11 protein-coding genes are annotated in these 23,518 nt (G+C 34.3%); 1 reads left to right on the top strand and 10 read right to left on the bottom strand.

The window, feature by feature from the left end:
• Window positions 1-470: 470 nt before the first annotated feature.
• From GJJ64_RS03225 to GJJ64_RS03190, 8 genes are all read right to left on the bottom strand, one after another.
• The gene (locus tag GJJ64_RS03225; RefSeq protein ID WP_154286314.1) at window positions 471-1,850 is read right to left on the bottom strand and encodes a PAS domain-containing protein; all 1,380 of its coding nucleotides are present in this window, start codon (window positions 1,848-1,850) and stop codon (window positions 471-473) included.
• 270 nt (window positions 1,851-2,120) lie between these two features.
• A complete protein-coding gene (locus GJJ64_RS03220) occupies window positions 2,121-3,776 on the bottom strand; it encodes a pectate lyase family protein (protein ID WP_154286313.1) in 1,656 nt (551 codons plus the stop codon).
• A 207-nt stretch (window positions 3,777-3,983) separates the two neighbouring features.
• Window positions 3,984-7,019, bottom strand: coding sequence for a T9SS type A sorting domain-containing protein (locus tag GJJ64_RS03215; protein ID WP_154286312.1), 3,036 nt, complete (start codon window positions 7,017-7,019; stop codon window positions 3,984-3,986).
• 82 nt (window positions 7,020-7,101) lie between these two features.
• Window positions 7,102-8,250, bottom strand: a complete 1,149-nt coding sequence (locus tag GJJ64_RS03210; RefSeq protein ID WP_154286311.1) for a T9SS type A sorting domain-containing protein — start codon at window positions 8,248-8,250, stop codon at window positions 7,102-7,104.
• A gap of 344 nt (window positions 8,251-8,594) precedes the next feature.
• On the bottom strand, window positions 8,595-9,860 hold the full coding sequence (locus tag GJJ64_RS03205) for a hypothetical protein (protein ID WP_154286310.1): 1,266 nt from the start codon (window positions 9,858-9,860) through the stop codon (window positions 8,595-8,597).
• Between the two features lie 34 nt (window positions 9,861-9,894).
• Window positions 9,895-11,784: a RagB/SusD family nutrient uptake outer membrane protein gene (locus GJJ64_RS03200; RefSeq protein WP_154286309.1), complete on the bottom strand. Its 1,890-nt coding sequence runs from the start codon at window positions 11,782-11,784 to the stop codon at window positions 9,895-9,897.
• A gap of 10 nt (window positions 11,785-11,794) precedes the next feature.
• Entirely contained in the window at window positions 11,795-15,064 is a 3,270-nt protein-coding gene (locus GJJ64_RS03195) for a SusC/RagA family TonB-linked outer membrane protein (RefSeq protein ID WP_154286308.1), read from the bottom strand.
• Between the two features lie 284 nt (window positions 15,065-15,348).
• Window positions 15,349-16,026 (bottom strand): DUF3826 domain-containing protein, encoded by a 678-nt coding sequence (locus GJJ64_RS03190; protein ID WP_154286307.1) that lies wholly within the window; start codon window positions 16,024-16,026, stop codon window positions 15,349-15,351.
• A 187-nt stretch (window positions 16,027-16,213) separates the two neighbouring features.
• Between GJJ64_RS03190 and GJJ64_RS03185 the strand changes: the two genes are divergently transcribed.
• Window positions 16,214-17,089 (top strand): AraC family transcriptional regulator, encoded by an 876-nt coding sequence (locus tag GJJ64_RS03185; RefSeq protein ID WP_154286306.1) that lies wholly within the window; start codon window positions 16,214-16,216, stop codon window positions 17,087-17,089.
• Window positions 17,090-17,092: 3 nt separating this feature from the next.
• Here GJJ64_RS03185 and GJJ64_RS03180 read toward each other — a convergent pair whose 3' ends face one another.
• Together GJJ64_RS03180 and GJJ64_RS03175 are read right to left on the bottom strand one after the other, a co-directional pair.
• A complete protein-coding gene (locus GJJ64_RS03180; RefSeq protein ID WP_154286305.1) occupies window positions 17,093-20,629 on the bottom strand; it encodes a malectin domain-containing carbohydrate-binding protein in 3,537 nt (1,178 codons plus the stop codon).
• Between the two features lie 18 nt (window positions 20,630-20,647).
• Window positions 20,648-23,446, bottom strand: coding sequence for a glycoside hydrolase family 95 protein (locus GJJ64_RS03175; RefSeq protein ID WP_154286304.1), 2,799 nt, complete (start codon window positions 23,444-23,446; stop codon window positions 20,648-20,650).
• Between the last annotated feature and the right edge of the window lie 72 nt (window positions 23,447-23,518).

Here is a 23,518-nt window from a genome sequence, read left to right as displayed (position 1 = left end):
ACAATTTTACCATTAGTAGTTAAAAGCTTCTAAAATCAATAAAAAAGCCACTTATGTTATATTGAAAGGCATATTAGCAATTTTATAAAGTTACATTTGGGATAGCTAAAAATGGAACTTATAATAATTTAATACAAAAAAGAGGAGAAACTGATGGGCAGTTCTCCTCTTTTTAAGCCAACCAATATACCTAAAATATGAGTTAAAAAATTCTTAGTGAAACCACTCGACTAAGAAAATTATTTGTATAAATGTTTTGTATTTAGCACTTTAAAAAATGAAAAAATCATACAGTACAAAACATTATTTTATGTTTACTATTGAATGATAATAAACATAAAGCAAATGTAGATGTTACAAGCACTTGTTTTCTGTATAATTTTCACTAAAAAATGTAGGATATTATCAAGCTTTTATTGCCCTAAATAAAAAATATATGAGACTTTAATCAAAGCTTTAAGATTTGATTCTTATGATAAATTAGACCTATTTTCTTGATTATTCATAAACTCATTTTCACTAGCCAATAGAATAATCGCTTTGATAATTTCATCTAACTCTTGTGTGCTTTTTAAAATGCTATCTAAATAAAAATCTTTAACCTCTTCTTTTTCGTCTCTATCTTTTATCAATAAATCACAAAGGCTTAATAAATTAACAACTGGTCTTCTTAACTCATGAGATTGTTGCCAAGCGATAGACCTAAAAGCTTCATTTTGTTTAACAATTTTTATTTCTTCTAACTTTCTGTTAGTAATATTTCTGGTGTTTTTTGAGACGCCTATCAATTGAGCGGTAGAATTATAAACTGGTAAATAAGATACTTCAAACCATTGCTTTTGGCCATCTATCTCCTTTTCTATTTCTATAGTATGTTTTTCACCTTTTAATGCCAAAGGAAAATAAACATCAAAAAACTTTTTATTTTGGCTGGCTAGTACTTCCCTAACATCTATTTCCTCTTTAAGTTCGCCTTTGTAATAAGAGCTAAAATCCTTTAAAGCAGGTTTATTAAAACTGATAATTTTCATTTCAGGATTAATTAGGATGTTACTATCTGTAGTGCTATCTAATATAGCTTTAAGTTTATACTCAGACTTACTTAACTCTATTTGGCTTTTCTTTTCTTGAGATATATCTCTTATAAAAATACTTAAACCCTCTGATGATGGATGTACAACTAAATTAAGCCAATGATTAGTTTGCTCATGAAAATCTTCAAAAGAAATAGAGACATGAGTATCTAAAGCTTCTTGAAAATACGCTGAATATCTAATAGACAAATTTTTATTTATGGTATCTAAAATATCATTACCTATAATTTTAGTATGGTTAGGATAAAAAATATCTCGGGCAACTTTATTTATTTTTAAAAGCTTAAGCTCTTGATCTAGCTGAATAAACCCATCACTCATTTTATCTAAAATGGTTTCTACTTTTTGTGAAAATTCTAAGGCTCTTTTACTAGCTAGCTCTGTTTCTGTAATATCATGCCCAACGCAAAGTACTCCTAAAATATCTTGGTTTTCATCTTTCATTAAAGAGAACTCCCAAGAAGTCCAGTAAAATTCACTTAAAACATTTTCTGGCTTTCTTAAAGAGACTTTTATAATATCATTTGGGCAAGTAAAACACTGACGCACAGCCTGAGTACAAGCTTCATGATCTTTTGGATATATCGTTAAAAATGAATGTAGACCAATAAAGTAATTCGTAATGAAAGAAAATTTTTCTGCGAAGTAAGGGTTAACATAGGTATAAAAACCTTCTAAATCTGTAACAACGACTGCATAGGTGTGCGAGTTTTTTAAAAAACTAGGTAGATATTTATCAATTTTGAACTTCTGCATATAGCATAAGACTTATAAGCTTGTTAAGTATGAATTAATTATAATAGAAAGATTGGCTTCTTAAGACTTTTAATTTATTCAAAACTTAAATTAAAAATATTATTTCTAATATTTCAAATTCATTAAAAGAAATAGTTGATGATTAACAAATAAATTTCATTTTCTATTATACGAATATTCTAAAGAAAAGGATCCGAGGAAAATTATAGGCAAAAAAAATCTCCGAATGTATAATACAAACGGAGATTATGAATAGAAAGAAAAATTGAACTAGTTTGGTGTTACACGCTTAATATCAACCACGCTGTTTAAATAAACTTCTATGTTTGAATAACCTGATGCGGTAATTTTAGCAGCATCAGAAGCGTCTTTAGGATTTAAACCATTTTTTGTTTCGTAATCATCTGGCATACCATCTTGATCTGCGTCTTTATATGGTTTGCCTTCATATTTTGGATAACCTCCTACTTGACTGATATCTGTAATGATGCCTCCTTTGTAAGAATCTTTTGGTAATCTGCGATGTTTAAAATCAGCTTCAGGAAGTTTTACATCTTTTATAAATTCTATTTCTCCTGTTCTTACCTGTTTTACAATTCTAGTGTCTACCGGATCTCTCTTTGGTAAAGTAGCACCTGCATTATCTAACACATAGCTATAAGCTTGTTGTGCCGGAATAATAGTCATCTTTGGCATAGGCAAAGGCTTAGCAACTCGCATAGCAGCAAAGTATGGTTTTGCCTCATCATAAGTCATAGACTCGCCTTTTTTATTTTCTAATTGTACGCCACCAGCCCAATTATCTTGGCTAACTTTTGTATTTCCCTCAACAATATTACCTTCAACATGTGCTCTTCCGAAAACTACATAAGGCAATTTACTACGACCAGATTCTGGCTTTAAAATACGATAAGAAATAGCCTCTGTTTTTGGTGTTAATGGCCCTGGTTTAAAATAATTATTGATGATATTGTATTGTGCTGTATAATCGCCACCATCTATAGAACGATGCACCCAGTTAAACATCACATTGTTAGCAAAATTAAAAATACCATTCCAACCAATTGATGGATTTCTTGCAGCATTATCTGCCCAAAGGTTTCTAACAAAAGCACAATTTTCTCCTCCTAAAGTACTACCAAAAGCGTGGTTCCAGGTATCTAAAGCCTCAGAAAAAATAGAGTTTTGGATGGTGATGTTTACCGTACCTAATTTAACTTCGGGTTTACCGGTACTATCATTATACATATGACGATACATAGACATGTTTTCATCTAATCCCCAACTTGCTGATACGTGGTCTATCATGATATTTCCTACCGGATTACCACCAATAGCGTCATCTCTTCTACCAACATAGGTTTCGCCTCTTCTAAAGCGCATATATCTAATTACTACATCGTGGGTATTTAACCAAACTGATTCTCCTGCTACACAAACCCCATCTCCGGGAGCTGTTTGACCCGCTATGGTTATATAAGGTGCTCTGATGATTAAAGGAGTTTTTAATCTGATGATACCCGCAACATTAAAAACTACTATTCTAGCACCACCCTGCTCGCATGCCCAACGTAAAGAGCCGGGTCCGCTATCGTTTAAATTGGTAACTACATAAACTTTACCGCCACGACCACCAAAAGAATATGCACCGCCACCCTCTGCACCAGGAAAAGCTAAAATATCTGCCTGCGGTAAATCTGTTGGCCTACCGGCCCAAGGAACATAAGGCTTTCCTTGTTTTGCTTCTTGCTCTATAATAGGTAGTGCTTTTTGCCAAGCTAAATCAGACTGTTTTAAAGCTTGATTCATTAATTCGGCAGTTGCTTTTTGTACATCGTCTGGTATGCTTGGGTACTGCGCTTGCGCTTGATAAGTACTCACCATAGCCACTGCCCCCAGCAGTGCAGACTTCATCAGTTTCTTCATTTGATTAATTTAATTTAGAGCTTATACGATGTTGATAAAGTATAATATTTCAAATTTAAATATTAATGTATGGCCCTATTTATACCATGTTTACAAATTATTATATGATTTTATCGCAAACATCATTCAAAAACAATTTCTAATCCTTAAAACAAAAAAGAACCTTATCTAAGATAAAGTTCTTTTCTATTAAAATATATAGAAGGTTTAGTTAATGATTAATTTCTGAGTAAATAACTCTTTTTGGTTTAACAAACTCTTCACTTTTAAAATATAAATACCCGGTGTTTTGATAAATAACTTTTGCGTATTGTTAGAAACTACCACAGCATTCTGGATTACTCTACCAGACATATCATAAATAAACAATTGGGCATCTTCTTTTAACTCACCAGCCATCAAAGAAACCTCTCCTGTTGAGGGTATTGGCCAAACCTTAAAAGCAGTTTCATTACCTTTTACAAATTTTATAGAAGAATATGCTGTTTCGCCATTCTTATCTTTTTGAATAAGCTGATAATAAGTATCAGCTATATCATCATTTTGATCTATAAAATCATAAGATAAAGGTTGATTACTTTGTCCTTGTGGTGCTTTTGAGTTAATCTTTATACCTAGGTTTTTAAAATTCTCACCATCGTTTGATTTTAAAACTTCAAAATGACTATTGTTAACTTCTTGGGCTGTTTTCCATTTTAAAATAACTTCTTTTGTATTTTTTCTAGAAGCTTCAAAAGAAACAATTGTAACTGGTAAAGTTAAAGTTGCGCCACTAACAAGATTAACTTTTCTTGTCATGTTATGTCCGTTTGCATCTGTTACCGTAAAATTAAAAGCAGCTAAACCATTATTTGAAGCTGTAAAAGTTACAATACCGTTGCTAAGGCTTGCACTACCATTTAGAATATTTGAGATGGTATAGACAGGTGTATTGGTAAAACCTTTTGATAACTCCTTAATATCAATAGCTGTTGCCTGCCCAGTGATGGCACTATAATGAGGCTCTGCCATCCATTGTAAGTAATCTTCTAGATTAGTAAATCCATCTCTATCATTATCTGCATTTGCATCAGAAAAATCGCCAACCGAAGAGTTTACATTTAAGCCTTTTATATTTTCCCACCAATCTGGCATACCATCTTTATCCGTATCCCAATTAGAGGCTCTGTAAACTTCTGGATATAACTCATAACCTCCAGAATCCATTTCAGAATCTGGAAATCCTTTTTTACCTGATATGCTTCCTGTTACAGAGTAAGTACCATTTAAGGTTTCTGTTACCATTCTTGTATCATGTAAATCAAAAACAGGCTGATTAGCTCCAACATCAGACAAAACCATTTTATAGGCATGAAAAGCAGTTTGGGTAGTTACAGGTGCTGTAAAAAATGGTTGATCTAAAAATGGCTCATAAGTTTTTGTTGCGCCATTTGTATAAACAGCTCTTCTTCCATTTACTTGTGTAGCTTCATCAAACCTACCTGGCATTACATTTCCATTGAAATAATATTGTTGAGTACCCAAGCCAATATTTTCATACTGTGCTGTTAAAGCGTAAAAAAGAGTTGTACCTGCACCTGGTTTATAATAATTATTCACAAAATTTACTTGATTTGCGCCACCATCAGTAGCTCTACTTCCCCAATTATAAACAACGTTATTTCTGATATCTAATTTACCAGCTAAGTATCCATTATTATCAAGCCCCCCTCCTAAACTCCAGTTACGTCCGTAACAATGCGCTAATAAGTTATGATGAAAACTCCCTTTATTCCCACCAATAGTTGCTGCATAACCATGCTCTGTACCTATTGGATAGTTTTGATGACCAGCTATATTAAGAGCTTCGGAAATAAGTGTTCTTTGCAATGTGATGTTCTTAGCATTTCTAGAGCTAAATGCTTCATCTATCGTCCAACTGATAGAACAATGATCCATGATACTATGATCTCCGGTTAAGCCCATCCCATCTGCCGTTGGGCCTGATCCTAATCTTAACCTCATATTTCTGATAATAGCATCATTAGCACCAAAACCAAAAGGAGATTTACGTAAACATATACCTTTACCAGGTGCTGTTTGACCTGCTATGGTAACATATGGGCTACTTAATGTTAATCTTGATAATAACTGAATAACACCACCTACATTAAATACAATTGTTCTAGGTCCAATATCATTGGTAATAGCTTCTCTTAAACTACCCGGACCACTATCGTTAAGATTGGTAACATACACAACTTTACCACCCCGGCCACCTCTGGCATATCTACCAAAACCTTCCGCTCCGGGGAATGCTAATTGTCCTGGTCTAAAATACCAAACTCTACCTTTTTCTGTTCTGCCTGCAAACACTTCGTCTATACGCCAGTAATAGGTATCGCCAGTATATAAATTTGAAGCATTATAAGTATTGACCGAAAAATTACCTTTATATAAAGGCGAAGACCGGTCAGCAGAAAACACAGCCTGTTCACTAGTACCAAAATAAACATCATGAGATAAAGCGCCAGAAGCGGCTGTCCAGCTTAAATTGGTTGCACCGCCTACCAATTCAACATGTTCATCTGCATTGTAAGGGATAGGATCTTTAGCTTGGCTACCCATATCGCCTAGATTTATACCAAATGCATTGATAAAAACATTTTTATATAAAGCTGATGTATTGATTTCTGCTTCAAATCTTATAACAATATCTTTATTTTCTTGAGCTTCAAGATTTAAATAAACAAATGTTGCAGTGGAGTTTGTTGCTCTTACAGTTGGTTGTACGTTATCGGCTACTAAAACATTATTGAGATAAACATCAACCGGACCAACATCACTTGCTAGATAGCCATCCACAGCATTTAAATATACTAATAAATTATGTGCCCCTGCTGCTAAACCGCTTATTCTCATTTCTATTTTGCCACCGCTATTACCATTACTCACAGTAACACCATCAGAAACTAATTGCGCACCTGAAGTGGTTGCACCTGCTTTATACCAATTGGTTGTAAGACTTGTACCTTGTGTACCAATACGCTTAAATCTTATTTTAACACCTTGTACAGTTAAGCTGTCTGCCTCTACTGTTGGAATACGCCATGGAGTATAACCATTTTCTGTATTTTGATCATCTCTACCACTAAAATGATTTAAGTCTACTTTTATAACCGGGGTTTGGGCATTAACGATATTAACCTCAAAAAAGACAATCATCCATAAAATAAAAAACTTAAAGATGTAAGGTATTTTCATATTGTATTAGGGTTATGGTTAGATAATACAGAAAGAGGCTATCTTTTAGGAGATAGCCTCTTTGCTTAAAATGGATAAGAAATTACTTTTTAATAAACTTAATAGTCGATTGCTGTCCGCTATTATTTAGCATTAATATATAAGTACCTGGAGATAATTGAGATACACCGATATTACTTAAAGTAGTGCCTTGACCCAGTTTTTGTTCTAAAACAGTACTACCTTGTATATTCAACACCTTTATTGAAGCATTAGAAGCTAAAGCATGAGAGATATTTAATTCGTCTGTAGTTGGGTTTGGATATAAACTTAAACTAACTCCTCCATCTATTTTAACTGATTGAATATCGCTGTATTGGAATTTCCCATCATTATCAATTTGCTTTAAACGATAATACGAGTTTCCTGCTACAGCATTATTATCCGTAAAATTGTAGTTATGAATACCATCAGTATTTTTGCTAGTTATGGTACCAATTGAAACAAAATCTGAATTATCGGTTCTTCTTTCTATAGAAAATTCTTTTGTATTAACCTCATTAGTAGTTTTCCAATTAAGATTTACTGCTTTACCAAAAGCATCAGATTTTGCTGTGAATGATAATAAGTTTAAAGGTAAAGTTGTAAATGTAGTTGATGAAGCTGCTATTCTATAAAGCTTAGGTGAGGTACCAGCATTCCTGCTTATTACCACAAATCTAATCCCTGTTTCAGGTATATTTAAAAACACTGTTTGTCCAGGAGAAGGGCTTGAACTATCGTAATTAGCAAGATTAACAATCGTACCTCCAAAAGTATTTACATTTGCCTCAGTATCGCCATAAGCAATTTTGATACCAGCTGGTGTTGTGGAAGAACTTCTGTATTGTACCGCAATTGTTTTAATATCAACTGTAGATTCTAAAACAATCTTACAATCATCGTTACCTAGTTGAAATCTCACATAATTATTTGTGGTGGTATTGTCATCACCGACTGAAATATTGTTTATCCTATTATTTTGTATTACTCTAGATGAAATATTATTCATAGTAACAATTGGACCAATTCTTCCATCGGTAGCACTTCCTCGCCAAGCCGTTGCTGCATCCTTAGCTGTTGTCTTACCATAAGCAGCCATATTAGCATTAAAATATTGGTAAAAGTCTAAATCAAAATCTTGAGCTTTAGATTCTTTAACTGTAAAAAATCCTATTAGAAAAATGGACGTAGAAAGTAATAGTTTTTTCATATTTACTTCTTTAATTCTTTAATAATTTAGTTTATAATCAAATCAAATTTAACCTCAAACATCCATCATATATTATGAGATTTTCCCCGATTATTGTAGGATATTATCAAAATAATATCTTGAATAACTTTTACAAAGCACCTTTCTTGAACTGAATAAAAAAACAAACAAACCATTTATCATCAATAATTTAACTAAATAGGTTTTGGATTTTATCATTAATCATCAATCTAGAACAAGTAAATAAGAAAAAGAAAATAAAATACATAAAAATTAATTTTAATAATAATAAAGGCTAATGAATAATCATTAGCCTTTACACTTATTATTAAGAAAAAAAATCTCTATTTCTGAATTTTAACATCAATATTAGCAAACCATCTATTTAAATAATCTCTAGTAAAACCATTTACATAAAGCACCCCATATTTACCTTCTTGTGTACGGAAATAAAGAATACTTCCGGCAGCTATATTGGTTACAGAAGTTCTATTTAAAGCTGATGAAAGCTTTAAAGCTTCCGTTTGTATACTTAAGCCAGATGTTAAGGTATTATCAAATACTGTTTTGGCATTAGCTGTTATTCCTGGCGTAAACACAGTAGTTCTCTTTGTCCAATCTGTAAAATCATACTTACCCGCCATAGGGTTTGTAGGATTATTTAGTGTATACAAGTTAAGGCTAGGCACTACACTTGGTGCTACGGGTGGCAAAATATAAATACCAAAATCTATCTTAGCCGAATTGTTTTTGCCATTTGTGTAATTGAAAGTTTCTCCTGTAGTAATAGAATAAAAACTGGCCGAAGTAACATCTGGATTCTGATTTGTTGCATCTAAGCTTGGCGCATATAGAAATCTGTTGGTGATGATGGTATGATCATTACTAACATTTATGTTTATATTTTTATAATCATCGCCTATAAAAGCATTTAAAACATCTGTTGCATAAATTCTATATCTGCTTAATCCGTTACGAGTCATATTAATTCTAACAACGCCTCTATAATTATTCTTGTTAGCATCTGGCAGCAATACAATATTTGTTCTTGTTGGCTGAGCATTTCCTGCAAAGGTTTCAAAAACAACATTTCTCATATCCTTTTTAGATGTTAATGTATAATCTAAATAAACATTATCTCCCGGATTAACAGTTTTGGTATCCACTTCTGTAACTAAGATTGGATTATTGACTACTTGGTTACCAGAAGGATAAGTTATGGTGACTAACGATGTAATATCTGCATTGGTATCGTCAATTACTTTTATATTATAGGTTACCGTTTGAGGATTTGCACTTGTAAGAATTAATACTCCAGAATTGTAACTTTTTGTTTGAGCACTTGTTAACTGAATAGTTCTTGCTGGCGTTGTACTTCCAACTTCTGTTAATTCTATTTTAGACATGTTCTTAGTGCTGTTTGCCCCTGAAGTAGGTAAAGCAGCAGTGAACTCTACATAAACTTCACCTTGATTTAAAGTGCTCTTATATTCTAATTCAACATCTGTTAGCATGTTAAATATATTAGGCACCTCTTTCTTACAAGATGTTAATACAGTAAGCAATGCTAGCATACTGCAAAATATTTTTAAGGCTTTATTATTTTTCATCTTATTATTATTAAAATTTAAAGAATACAATTGATTAATCTAGTGGATCAAATGTACCCCCGGCCCAACCTATTGTTGGTTGAATATTTACACCACTATACACAAAATCATTATGGAAAGTGTAGAAATAGTGGAATTCTGGAACACTGTAAGGACGTGAAATCGGCTGAACTATAGAATAAGGTTTAAAATAAGTTAGATAAGTTGCTTTATCTTCTATATTTAAATTATCTCTAAACATTTGCCCTGTAGTAGGATTTACAACAGCTTCTAGTGTAGCTCTTGTACCAGAAGTTTGTGTTTCAATAGTCATTGCAGACATGGTACCCGTTAACAAGTGCATTCTTCTCATTCTTCTTAAATCTGCATTACGTTTGTTTTCAAAAGCAAACTCTATAAAACGTTCATTAAAAATAAGGTCTCGCATAGCATCTACACTTGTTGCAGCACCTAAACCGTAATCATTACCAGCAGCCCCCTGCTCTATTCCTGCTCTGATTCTGATTTGTCTTACTAAATCTTTAGCCAAAGCAAGATTACCTGTTTCATTTAAACACTCTGCATAGTTTAACATCACTTCTGCAAATCTCATTTCTATCCAATCCATTCCATTACCGCCTAAATTTGAAGTATACGGAACTGAACCTGCCGCTAAACTAGCGGTAGAAAATCTTTTACAATAAACACCCCATCCAGCACTTTCTTGTGCAGCATTAACATAAGTCCATTGTCTACGAGTAGTTTTTCCACTTAAAGGCCAAACACTACCGTTATAAGCAAAAGTTGCTGTAAATCTTGGATCTCTATTTTGCCAGAACATTACAGGGTCATATGTATAGGCTCCTGTTGTAGAAATTCTATTACCATCTTTCATCGGATAAGCATCCATTAAATTTATAGTTGCTCGGTATCCTTGATTTGGTGAACCACCTTCAGAAGAAGGGCGACTTCTTCTTTCTGCATCATGCCCTCTTCTCTCAATAGAACTGCTATATGGTCTCACTAAAATTACTTCAGGATTAGCAGTACCTTCTGTCTGGAATAGAGTAGCATAATTGCTGTGTAATCTGTTACCAGCAGCTATACAAATATCATATGCTTCTTTATTAGCTTGTAAAGCAACATTCCACCTTTCTTGCTCATACGGATGCTTTGGATCATTTCTTGGATTAAACTGCGGACTAGCCCAATATAATAAGGCTTTTGCTTTTAAACTTGCTGCTGCTGCTTTAGTGATTTTACCTCTACCTGTAGCATCAGGAAAAGTAATACCATCTAATAATACCATAGCAGAATCTAAATCTCTTACTATAGTCTGAAAACACTCTTTAGCACTAGCTCTACCAGTTACCGTCATATAATCAGGGCTTTGAGGCTCTAAAACAAGTGGAACACCACCATATACTTTGGTTAACTCAAAATAAACCATAGCTCTTAAAGCATAGTATTGACCCAAATATTGTCTGTAAACAGATCTTGGTAAAGTACCTTCTGGAATATATTTTATGGCATTATTACATCTAGCAATGTCAAAATATTTATTACCTCCGGCATTACCTGTATAAAGGTTACCTGTAAAGAAAACACTATGGTTATCTAAGGGTTCGCCCATCCCTAAAGCTCTAGCTGCCCAAGAATCTGCATTTGGAAAAAAACTTTCATCACTTGCAAAGTGTATACCGTATCTACCTTGCATATTACTAGTAGTATGATCTTGAAACAAGAACTGAGGCATAACCACATCATAAGCTCTATTTAAGTGTAACTGTATGGTACCTTCTGTGCTCCATAAATCTGGACCAACTCCACCTCTATCTTTTAATTCAAAAAACTCATCTTTATTAACACAAGATACTATTATTGAAGTGCTGATTAACAAAGCAAACATTGCTTTTACTTTAATCATATATTTTTTATTAATCATAACTTTAATTTTACAAACTTAAACTTAAACCAAAAGATATAGTTCTGATTGTTGGATAATCATATGCACTTGAGGTATATGGATCTTTATATGGGAAAGGATTAACCAATGTCCATAAATTATTACCCGTTGCTAAAAGCTTAGCATTAGATAAACCTAATTTACTAGCATATTTAGCAGGCACTTTATAACTTAAAGTCATATTGTTTACCCTAATGGTAGTACCATCAACTGCCCAGAAATCTGAGTTTCTAGAGATTGAAGGATCATCAAATCTTGGAAATTTACCCTCTTGAGGGTTCTCAGGCGTCCAACGGTCTGTCCAGATAGGAATAACATTTCTGGTTAAAGAAGGTGCTGTTCTCGCTCTCGAATCAAAAAACACTTTACCTCCTAATCTTGCAAAAATATTTGTGCTTAAAGCAAAATCTTTATAAGACAAGCCTATTGATAAACCTGTTGAGAAGAAAGAATTAGTATTATCAAATAATGGAACCATATCATAATCGTTGATGATACCATCGCCATTAACATCTTCATAATTTAACCAACCTGGTTGTGGTGTAGCTGCGTAAATTTTATAGTTAGGATTTTCAGCCATAAAAGCATCAACTTCTGCCTGAGTTCTAAACATACCTCTGCTTCTTAACCCAATGTTAGAAGAGTTGTACTTTCTTGGATCTGTTCCGAATTTATTTCCTAAATAGTTTCCTGAATTTAGATTAAGCTCTAATAAATCTCCCGCCGGATAGATAATTCTTTCTACCACCGAGTTTCCATAACCAAAATTCATACTGGTGTTAAGCTTTAAGTCTTTGGTAAGATTAGCTTTATAACCAATATTAAATTCTGAACCCCAATTATGATATATACGATAATTTACAATGGGACCTTGAAATCCGGAATATAATGGATACATTCTCTCGTTACCTCTATCAAACACATCATAGCTACGATTTCTGAAAACCTCTATACCTAAATCTATCTTATTATTAAGTAAAGACATCTCCATACCTAAGTTCATAGTTTCTTTTTTCTCCCATGTTATTAATGGATTTGGGTAAATACTTGGATTTAAACCGTTGGTATTTGTATTGTCACCATATAAATAACCATTTGAGGTATCGATAGTGTAACGCTCTTGCCAAAATCTTGAACCTATTCTATCGTCACCGGTAATACCGTAATTAGCTTTAAACTTCAAGAAGTTGATAAACGGCACATTGTCTTTAAAGAAATCTTCCTGACTAACAACCCAACCTAAACCTATACTAGGAGATACGCCCCATCTATTTCCTCTAGCGAAGTTTGATGAAGCATCTAATCTTATAACACCTTCTACTAAATACTTTTTATCGAAATCATAGCTAAATCTTCCAAAGAAAGATCTTTTGGTCTCTTCAAATATAGTATTGTTATCTATAACTAATTTAGTCGGATCAAACGCCCACCAGTCATCTCTTTCGGGGATTATTTGATTTGTCCATCTAACTCCTAAAACCTCACTGTTACCTTCTGTTTGTTCGCCCCCAACTAAAGCACTGATAGTATGAGCTTTAAAAGTTCTGTTATAACTTAAAGTTAAAAATCCTTGATAGCTATTTCTTTCTGTTAACCTAGGGTTTATGGATGCATTAAGAGGTGTTATGGCAGCAAACTCATAATTAGGAACATTTGCAGAAGTAACGCCCGGCAATAATGTATTAGAATAAAGTGCTAAGTTATTTCCTGTTCTAACAAAGTCATAAAGTTTGTATGGCGGCTGATAGATTCTGTTGTTTTCTTTACTACCACCTTGAGAAAATTGAAATTTCGCAGATAAGCCTTTTAAAAACTTCGGTTGATAAGTTAAACTTGCATTGATTCTATATCCTTGAGATTTGGTATTATTATAATAACCAGAACGAAGTACACCTAAAGGGTTTCTTGGTGAACCGTTATTGATATTCACTGGTAAACCATTAATTTCTAATGGTATCCATTGAGGCATTGAAATTATGGTTTCAAAAAAGTTTTGATCAGCATCAGAACTTGGGTTCTTGCTATTCATCAACCTTTGGTCTACGTTAAAATTTAAATCTGCACTAAGACCTTCTGTAATTTTAGCAGTCATACCACTTCTAAAACCAAATCTATTTTGCTTTAAACCTTCATAATTGCCATCCTCGTTTTGAAAACTACCTCCAACAAAAAATGTAATTTTATCACTACCACCAGATATGTTTAAATTGTGCCTTTGCATGGTTGATGCGCTCCATAATTGATCGTACCAACTTTTATAATTTAAATTTTTTATGGTTTCTAAATCAGCATCAGTAAAGAAATCACTTGCTCTTGTACCTCCAGTGGTTGTACCTAATATTTTATAACCATCATTCAATAAAGTAGCTAATTCTACTGCCGATAAAAATTCTGGTTCTTTAGCTGCATCATTAACTCCATAGTATCCATTATAGCTAATAGAAGGTTTACCTTGTTTTCCTCTTTTTGTAGTTACTAAAACAACACCTTTTGCTCCAGAAGCACCGTAAATTGCTGCTGAAGCATCTTTTAGGATGGAAATATTTTCCACCATTGATGCATCAAGGTTTTCGAATACCTCTGGGCCAACGGTAATACCATCTATAATGTATAAAGGTTCGTCTGTAGTACCAAATCGAGCAGCTGTCTCTGAATTAGTTGAACTTCTTATATTTAAGGTAATACGAGCTCCTGGTCTTCCAGAAACCTGACTAACGCCAACACCTGCAATTCTGTTTCTTAAAGCACCAGCAATATTTGGAGCAGGAATATCTTGAATTTCTTGTCCTGTTATAGTAGCTACAGAACCAACAATTTCTGAACGTTTTTTCTCACCATAACCAGTAACAATAATTTCATCCATTGCATTCACACTCTCTTGCATTACAACATTGAAACTGGTTCTACCAGCAGCTGGCACTTCTATAGAATTAAAACCAACAAAACTAAAAACTAAAGTTTCATTACCTGTTGGTAGGTTTAACCTAAAAACGCCATTTACATCAGTACTTGTACCTGTATTGGTTCCTTTAATTTTAACAGTTACACCAGGTAATGGCTCTCCTTTACTGTCTTTTACTGTACCGGTAACATTTACCCAGCGGGATGCAGTACTTGTTGCACCCATATTAAGTGACAACCCGGCGTTTCGCTCTGCAGCCACACCAGAACCTGGCAAAAACAGCGCTAATAATAAAGGAGCGCAAGCTGCCCTTATTACATTGCGTTTGTTTAGTGGCTTTTGTAAAGATAACTTCATAGTTCTTCTTGATTCAATTGGTTATTATTCGTTTTTGGTTAGTTCTTTTTAGGCAATAAGCAACACTAAACAGTATTATAAGATACCACATCTTCACTGCTTTATAAAGTTTTTTATTGCTTTTTTATACTGGATTATATACCGATTAGTTATAGCTTATAATCTTCAAATACGTTTATGATAATTTAGGTTATAAAATATTGGTTACAACATTTATACATCAAATATAGGGGGCAAAAACTCTGCTTTTGTATAGCATTTTTTCAAAATATTATAGCATTTTATCATCCCTTATTTTTCTTCTCTTTTGCTTCTTTTATACGCTGTTCCCACTCCTGTCCAGCTTTCTTCATATCTATACCTTGGGCAGAAAGATAATTATTGATTTTACCCTTATATTTTCCAAACCAAGCATGCTTCTTTTCTGATGATGGTGCATCCATAGCATGCTCACGAGCTTCAGTTAAAAATGCTTTTATTTGCGCTTTCTGCTCTTCATTTAAATTTGGCAACATTTCGTGATAACCTTTAAGGGTTATAGGCAAAACACCGTAAGTCATACCATCTTTTACTTGCTCTATTTGTGCTGCATTAAGTTCTTTCTCTAAAGCTTTAATGTAATTCTTATGAATTTTAGAAAGCTTCTTCTCTGCTTTTTCTTGATAAGCTTTTGATTGTTTTTCTAACTGAACTTTATTGTCTTTTAAATTAGCTTTAAGTTTTTTGTTAGTCGCATCTATTTCTTCGTGATGCTCATTTATTATTGAATATTGATTTGCAATAATTGATGTTACTCTCTTATATTGAATAGAATCTGTGATACCTAACTGCGCTACAATTTTTTCGGCTCTTTTGGTAATAACTTGCTGATAAGCTGCTTGGTCTTGCTTTTTATTTTGTGCCTCTGCGTTAACAAATCCTAAACATAGAAGAAAAAGCAATGATTGAGAAATAAACTTCATTTGTACTGACTGATAAATTTATAATAAATTGGCTACCTCGTGGTCTTATACAAAGTACATCAATAATAAAAAGTGATTCCTATTTATTTTTATCAATTTTTTATAGGATGTTGTCATCTAAAATTGTTAATTTTACTTTTAATAATCACAATAAAGTATAAACCTATTTTCTAATTAATACCATTTTATGAAGCCTTTATTCAGAAAAGTATCTGTAGAAATAGAAAGCTCTTTTAATATCAAACATAGCATTATGCCCAACTATGGCAATGTTTGGCATTATCATCCAGAACTAGAATTGCACTACAACATTGCTGGAGAAGGTGTACGCTTTATTGGTGATAATATTAGCAATTTCACTCCCGGAGAAATTATCTTACTTGGTGAAAATTTACCCCATGCTTGGCGATGCAATGAGGCTTACTATCAAAATAATACAGATTTAAATATTGAAGGTATTGTAATGCAGTTTTTACCAGACTGCTTGGGTAAAACCTTACTTACCTTACCAGAAACTTATCAGCTTTTAAAGCTTTATGAAAAAGCTAAAAGCGGAATGATTATTAAAGGAAAAGCTAGAGATAAAGTTGCTGATTTAATGCGCAATACCGCACAAGCCGAAGGTTTAGACAAAATCATTTTGCTACTCTCTATCTTAAAAGTACTGGCAGAAACTAATGAATATGAACCTATTGTAAACGGACAAGGTTCTTTCTATCAGTCAAACGAATCTGACACGATAAGACTAAATAAAGTATTTAACTATACTCACAGTAATTATAAAAAGGATATTACTTTAGAGGAAATTGCTTCTATCAGTAATTTAAGTGTAACCTCGTTTTGTAGGTATTTCAAACTCATGACCAAGAAAACTTATTACGATTTCTTGATTGAGATTAGAATTAGCCATGCCTGCCGTTTATTGGTAGAAAATAAACTTCCAACAGAAGTTATTTGCTTTGATTGCGGTTTTAACAATGTATCTAATTTCTACAGGCATTTCAAAAAAGTAACAGGTATGACTCCGTTAGATTATAAAAAGAAATACTTAGATAGAAGTTAACGCTTATTGTACATCTAAAGCGTCTAAACTTATACCAACTGCCTCTTTTGCTGTAATAATCACCTGATAAGAACCAGCGTTTATCATGGTACCGGTTGTAGTGCTAAAATAGCTCCACTTACCTTCTTTGCTAGGCTCTAAATCAAACAATTCTGCTGTTTTCATTAAAATACCATCTGCAGCAAAAACACTAATAGTGGCTTGTTTAACTTCTTTAAAAGGATTATGATATTTTACCGTTAATGAATAAACATCTGCTACGCCAACTTTAATATCAAACTTAACCTGCGCATTGTTTTCTTTAAATATTAGCCTTTCTTGATTCATCAATTGGTGTTTTTCTACACCTTTATGTAGCAATGTAAGCGCTGCTTTATAAGAAGTATTCTTCTTTAAATCGAAAGCTGGTTGTAAGTTATTTTCTGGCATAAAAGCGATAAAAATTCCTTTTTCTTGCTTAAAATCGTTGATAGAAAATAATTCATCTTCAGCTAATTTCTTTTTGTAAACACGATATTGCGCCCCGCTACTGTTGGTGATAAAGGCTTGACTATCTTCAAAATCTTTTATCCAATAAGGTAAGGTTGAAGACTTTTTAATTCCTATATAAAAATCGAGTTTTTGTTTAGCCTTGAAGCTTAATGCATCAAATGCTTTTCCTGAGTTTTTTAACCAATGTGCTCCATACAATACAGAAGGTAAACTCACAAAAGTATCGTTACCAGAACTAAATTGTTGCTGACCAATATCTAACCAGCTAGCTTCTTCAAAACTATCGCCTTTAACATTTAATTCTTTAATGAGAGAAGCCTTTGCAGTTACAGGCTTTACCTCCTGATTCAAACTTGCTACAGCGATAGCAGAAATTAAAGCTTGACCCGCATTTACCTCGGGGAAATGTATTTTAAGCAGCCCACCTTTCACCTGTACTTTAATAGATTTTTTTAAAGCTCCATCATGTCCACTTTCTTTCCAGATGTCTAAATCGTTTATCACAACTTCATCATTTACGGCAACATCAAACAATCTAAAGCCTGTACAATCTATCCCTCCGCCTGTACCTAGCCAAGGTTCAGTAAAATAAAGCTCTACCAAATACTCACCATCTGGTACTGTGAAATGATAGCTTAACTCGTCCCTTCCATACCTAAAATCCTGAAAAAGAGCCCAATCTTTTGTGCCTCTTATGGGGTCAAAAGTTCTACGCTGACTAGCAAAAAAAGTTGGTTGCAAACCAAAACTTGCTGCCCATGATGTTGAACCCCATAAGTTTTTGTCTTGCAACTGATGGTCGGCCATCCAAGTTTGTCCGTTTTCATCCTGATAATCTGGACCACCACAATTTACCCTATATAAGTAATTATACGCTTTCGCTGATGCTGTTATATTTTGAGCACCTTCATATAAATGATTGAAATTTGGTGCTTTAGGTAAATTTTGTAAGACAATAGTATCCCGGGCAACGGCTTTTCCATTAACATAAGCAATAGCATAAAGGATATTGTACTTAATCATCACTCCATCCCAACGGAAATGTGTACCTATACCATTTTTCTTTCTTCTGCCTAAAGAAGATGCATTTAAATCATTAAAAAGTTCTACTTCATCGCAATTAGAATATATTCTGATGTTGTTTTTTACACCAGGGCTCGTCCACCTTTGTGGCCAAGTATGCGAGGCAATGTAAACCATTGGCTCTTTATCTTTGGGCGCAAAATTAGACCTAAACATATAATAAGCATCCAAAGGCTCTTCCCAAGGTGTTAATAGGCCTTTATAATTTACCGGCCCAATTCTATCTAACTCTCTTAAACCTTCGCCACCTTGTACCCTACCCGGGTTATCATGCGATGTCCATAACCAGAAATAATGCCCAGCCACTTCATTTTTTACAGAATCTGCCAGTCTTACTTTAGTTTCCATCAGCTCGGTAAAACGGTCTTCGTTATAATCGCTCACATTAGGTAAATGTGGGCCTTCGCTATGGTAATCTAATGTTCGCCATGCGCCATACTCCCCTACCAAAATTTGTCTTTTTAAATCCTCGCCATAATGTAGCGGGTTGCCACCATAAGTTCCTGTCCAGTTTTGGGGTACATCCCAATCTGTACCGCTACCGCCATTACAAGTGGTTATTTTTCTTTGCGATGATGCTGTTGGGTCTAAAGAACGTATCAGTTCTGAACATTCTTTAGCAAAATCTTCGGGTAAAGTACTTTCGTTTTCTAAACCCCAAAGCACAACAGAAGGGCTGTTTCTTCGTTCTTTCACCCAATCTTTTAGTAGATTTTTAAAATTGGTTCTAAAAGCTTCATTATCAAACCAAATATGCGCAGCCATTTGTGTCCAAGATAATATGCCTAGTTTATCCCAATAGGTTTGATACAAAAGGTTATGTGGCTGATGAGCATCGCGGAAAGCGTTAAAACCTGCCCCCTTCATTTGTAAAACCCTAGACCGTATTTGCTCATCGCTAAAAGCATGACTGTTACCTATTAAATGCTCATATTCTGCAATTCCGTTGATAAAAACAGGTTTTCCGTTTAACAAAAACTGTTTAGAAAGTCGGGCATCTTCGCCTATAGGCCAGCTAATCCAACGGATGCCGTATGGTGTAGTTAGCTTGTCGGTAAGTTTCTTATTTCTAATGATTTTGGTTTGTAATTGATACAAATACGGATTTTCTAAAGACCATAACCGCGGGTTCTGAATAGTAGTTTCTTGTTTGGCTATTTTAGTAGCTTGAGGTTCTAAAGCCACCTGTTGACGTAAAGTAAAAACCACTTTACCCTCATGATTTTTAAATTCTTGTAGCACTAAAACATCTTCTTTCTTGGCGCTGTAATTTTTAAGTTCGGTATTGATGAATAGTTTTACCGCTTTCGCTGATATTTGTTTATCGTTCCAGATATGTACACCAAAAGGTTCTATTCTTACCGCATCGGTAACCACTAAATGTACAGGCCTAAAAATCCCCATAGGCTGCGAACCTTCAGAAAAACCTCGTTCTGTAGAGCATCCACCATCTACCCAAGGTAAATCACGAATTTCTGCAGGGTGGTCTGCCCTTACGGCCAAAATATTTTCTTCGCCATTGAGTTTGATAACTGCAGATACATCTAAAGTAAAAGTTGTTCTTCCGCCAGCATGGTAACCTACTTTTTTACCATTTAACCAAACCGTAGCATAAGAACCTACACCTTCAAAATATAAAAAATAACGCTTATTCTTTTGTTGTTGATTGATTTTAAAGCTTTTACGATACCAAGCATAACCATGTCTGTTGCCGTGTAGCATACGCCTATAACCATGGTATTTATCCCAATTGTGCGGAACTTGAACTTTTTCCCAAGCCTGATCTTTGAAATCAGGATTTTCAAATCCGTCATATTTCTTAGAGTTATAATCATCTGCAACTGAGCGCCAATTGCTATTTAAAGAAATGCTCGTACGAGGCTCTTGCGCTTTTAAAACCGAGCTCATTAGCAGTAAAAAGATAACTAAAAATAATGTATAACCTTTCGGGATGTTTTTTATCATGATTTAGAAATCAGAAAATTATAATGGCTTTAAATCTTGATTTAATGTGTAAGTTCTACCTATTTCTGTATGGATAGTCATTTGTGCATTTCCGTATTTGAGTACACAAGGTTGCCCAGCTTTAGATAAAACCTTAACTTCTTTAAGTTTACCATTTGCCCAGCTAAAACTAAGCTCGAAACCACCACGGGCACAAATGCCTTTAACTTCTCCGCTAGACCAAGCTGTTGGTAAAGCAGGTAATAAATCGATGTAATTTAACTGACTTTGCAATAGCATTTCTGCAATACCAGCAGCACCTCCAAAATTGCCATCAATTTGAAATGGCGGATGCGCATCAAATAAATTTACATAAGCACCACCACCTTTTTCTGCTGGTTTAATGAGCATTTTAAGCATTTTGAAACTATGCTCAGCATCCTTAAACCTAGCCCAGAAATTAATTTTCCAAGCTAAACTCCAGCCTGTACCTTCATCGCCACGGTAAATTAAAGATTGTTTAGCGGCTTTCATTAAATCTGGTGTTTCATCGTAATTGATTTCATTTCCGGGATGCACAGCCCATAAATGCGAAACATGACGGTGTTTATTTTGCGGGTCGTCTATATCTTGCAACCACTCTTGTAACTGCCCATGCTTACCAATTTGGTTAGGTGCTATTTGCAGATATTTTTGCTTTAAAGTATCTCTAAAATCTGTATCAATACCCAAAACATCAGCGGCAACTATACAACTTTTAAATAAATTTCTTATGATTTGATGATCCATAGTTGGCCCCGCAACTAAGCCCCCATTCTCTGGCGAATTTGATGGTGTACTGATGAGCCACCCCGTTTTTGGATCTTTTACCAATACATCAACATAAAACTGAGCCGCACTTTTCATTAAAGGATAGGCTTTGTTTTTCAGAAATTCTTTATCCTGTGTAAACAAATAATGCTCGTATAAATGACTGCTTACCCAGCCAGAACCACCTTGCCAAATACCATGGTTTGATGCGTTTATAGGAGCCGTAGCTCGCCATAAATCTGTATTATGGTGTAAAACCCAGCCTCTTGCGCCATAATATTTTTGTGCAGTTTCTGTACCTCTAACAGCCAATTCCTCAACCATTTTTAAAAATGCTTGATGCGTTGCCGATAAATTAAGAACTTCTGCTGGCCAATAATTCATCTCCGCATTGATATTGGTGGTGTATTTACTTCCCCATGGTGGCGATAGTAAATCGTTCCAAATACCTTGTAAGTTAGCAGGTTGTGTACCCGGTCTAGAGCTAGCAATTAATAAATATCTTCCGTATTGTACGTAAAGTGCTGCTAAATCTGCGTCTTTGCCTTCTTCAAATTTGTCTATCCTTACATCAGTGGGTAAATGGCTCAAATCTTGTTGCCCAAGTATGATAGAAAATGTGTTATAATAACTTTGATATTCTTTTAAATGGGATAATAAAATAGTCTCATAAGATTTACTTTGAAGCTTTTGCATAGCTTGCTGACATAACAACTGAGGATTTCCTCCTACATTTTCATAGTTCTGGAAATTACTAGCTGCAAGTAAATACAAAACCACTTCGCTAGCATTATTGATGATAAGTTTACCATTTTTTTGAGTGATAATACCATCTTTAACTGTTGCTTTTAACCAACTCTCGCCATGTAAAGCGCCATGTTTCACCTTTACTTTTAGAGCTATTGTTTGGTTATCAATCTTACTTAAGCTAAAATTTTGATGTACTGATGCCAATACAGCCTCGAGATTTAAACTCTTAGTTTTATTAGCACTTAACCTGATAACTACAGCTTGGTCTGGCTGCGAAGCAAAATATTCTCTTTTAAAATCTACTCCGTTAACGGTATAACTGGTGGTGCTAATGGCGGTTTCTAAATCTAAAGTTCTTCTATAGTTTTGATACTTTTCATGCCCTTTAAAACGCAAATATATATCGCCAAAAGGCTGATAAGCTGCCTGAAATTGTGCTACTTCTGGCGGATTATTATCTTGAACAAAATATTTCCAATTGCCATTTAAAGAAATGCCTTCTTTTATACTTTCTCCTTCTGGATAAATGCCAATATGCCTTGAAGTATCTTTAAAACCAGCAATTCCGCCTTTATCATAATAATTGAGTACTTGTACGGCAATGGTGTTTTTACCAACTTTTAATAAACCTGCCGGGATGCTGTATCTTCTAGCTCCATCCCCTTCTGTGCTTCCAATTAATTTACCGTTGATATAGGTTAAATCGTAATTTCTGATTCTGTTTAAATCTACAACTAGTTTCTTATTGACAAGCTTTTCTGGTAATGTAAAAGTTGTTCTAAACCATAAAGCGCCATCTAAACCTTCTAATCCGGCAGATTCCCAACCTTCATAAGTAGGAACTGGGAAAGTTTTCCATTGGCTATCGTTAAAATTTACCTCAGCAAAAGATTTTTGAGTGCTTACAGCTTTTGTCCAACTAGCTTTATCTCCTTCTTTACTTTTTAAGCCCATAAAATGCTGGGCAGCCAAATCCTCGGCTTCTTTTTGTTTACCATCGGCCAAAAGCTGTCTTATTTTTGGCAAATAAGCTGCTGCATCTTCTCGGTTATAATGACGTGGTTGGCCAGTCCATAATGTTTCTTCGTTAAATTGGATATGATCTTCTGCAACGCCAGCAAATATCATAGCGCCTAGCCTACCGTTACCAATAGGCAAAGCATCTGTCCATTTTGCAGCAGCTTGCTTGTACCAAAGTTGCTGGCTTTGCTGGGCATAAGTGATATTGCTTAAAGCGATGCTTATTAGAAACCCGTATTTTAGAATTACATTTTTCATGAATCAGAATTTTGAGGCTATCTTAAACCATAAACCATTTCTAGCGTAGTCAAAACATGCTCTCTTTGATAT

The organism is Pedobacter puniceum (genome assembly GCF_009674685.1).
Taxonomy (GTDB): domain Bacteria; phylum Bacteroidota; class Bacteroidia; order Sphingobacteriales; family Sphingobacteriaceae; genus Pseudopedobacter; species Pseudopedobacter puniceum.
Note: the sequence above shows the minus strand (reverse complement) of the source record. Positions and strands in the feature narration are given on the sequence as shown.

Coding starts and splice junctions, on each gene's coding strand:
- GJJ64_RS03225 (WP_154286314.1), bottom strand. CDS start 1,850: ATGCAGAAGTTCAAAATTGATAAATATCTACCTAGTTTTTTAAAAAAC.
- GJJ64_RS03220 (WP_154286313.1), bottom strand. CDS start 3,776: ATGAAGAAACTGATGAAGTCTGCACTGCTGGGGGCAGTGGCTATGGTG.
- GJJ64_RS03215 (WP_154286312.1), bottom strand. CDS start 7,019: ATGAAAATACCTTACATCTTTAAGTTTTTTATTTTATGGATGATTGTC.
- GJJ64_RS03210 (WP_154286311.1), bottom strand. CDS start 8,250: ATGAAAAAACTATTACTTTCTACGTCCATTTTTCTAATAGGATTTTTT.
- GJJ64_RS03205 (WP_154286310.1), bottom strand. CDS start 9,860: ATGAAAAATAATAAAGCCTTAAAAATATTTTGCAGTATGCTAGCATTG.
- GJJ64_RS03200 (WP_154286309.1), bottom strand. CDS start 11,784: ATGATTAATAAAAAATATATGATTAAAGTAAAAGCAATGTTTGCTTTG.
- GJJ64_RS03195 (WP_154286308.1), bottom strand. CDS start 15,064: ATGAAGTTATCTTTACAAAAGCCACTAAACAAACGCAATGTAATAAGG.
- GJJ64_RS03190 (WP_154286307.1), bottom strand. CDS start 16,026: ATGAAGTTTATTTCTCAATCATTGCTTTTTCTTCTATGTTTAGGATTT.
- GJJ64_RS03185 (WP_154286306.1), top strand. CDS start 16,214: ATGAAGCCTTTATTCAGAAAAGTATCTGTAGAAATAGAAAGCTCTTTT.
- GJJ64_RS03180 (WP_154286305.1), bottom strand. CDS start 20,629: ATGATAAAAAACATCCCGAAAGGTTATACATTATTTTTAGTTATCTTT.
- GJJ64_RS03175 (WP_154286304.1), bottom strand. CDS start 23,446: ATGAAAAATGTAATTCTAAAATACGGGTTTCTAATAAGCATCGCTTTA.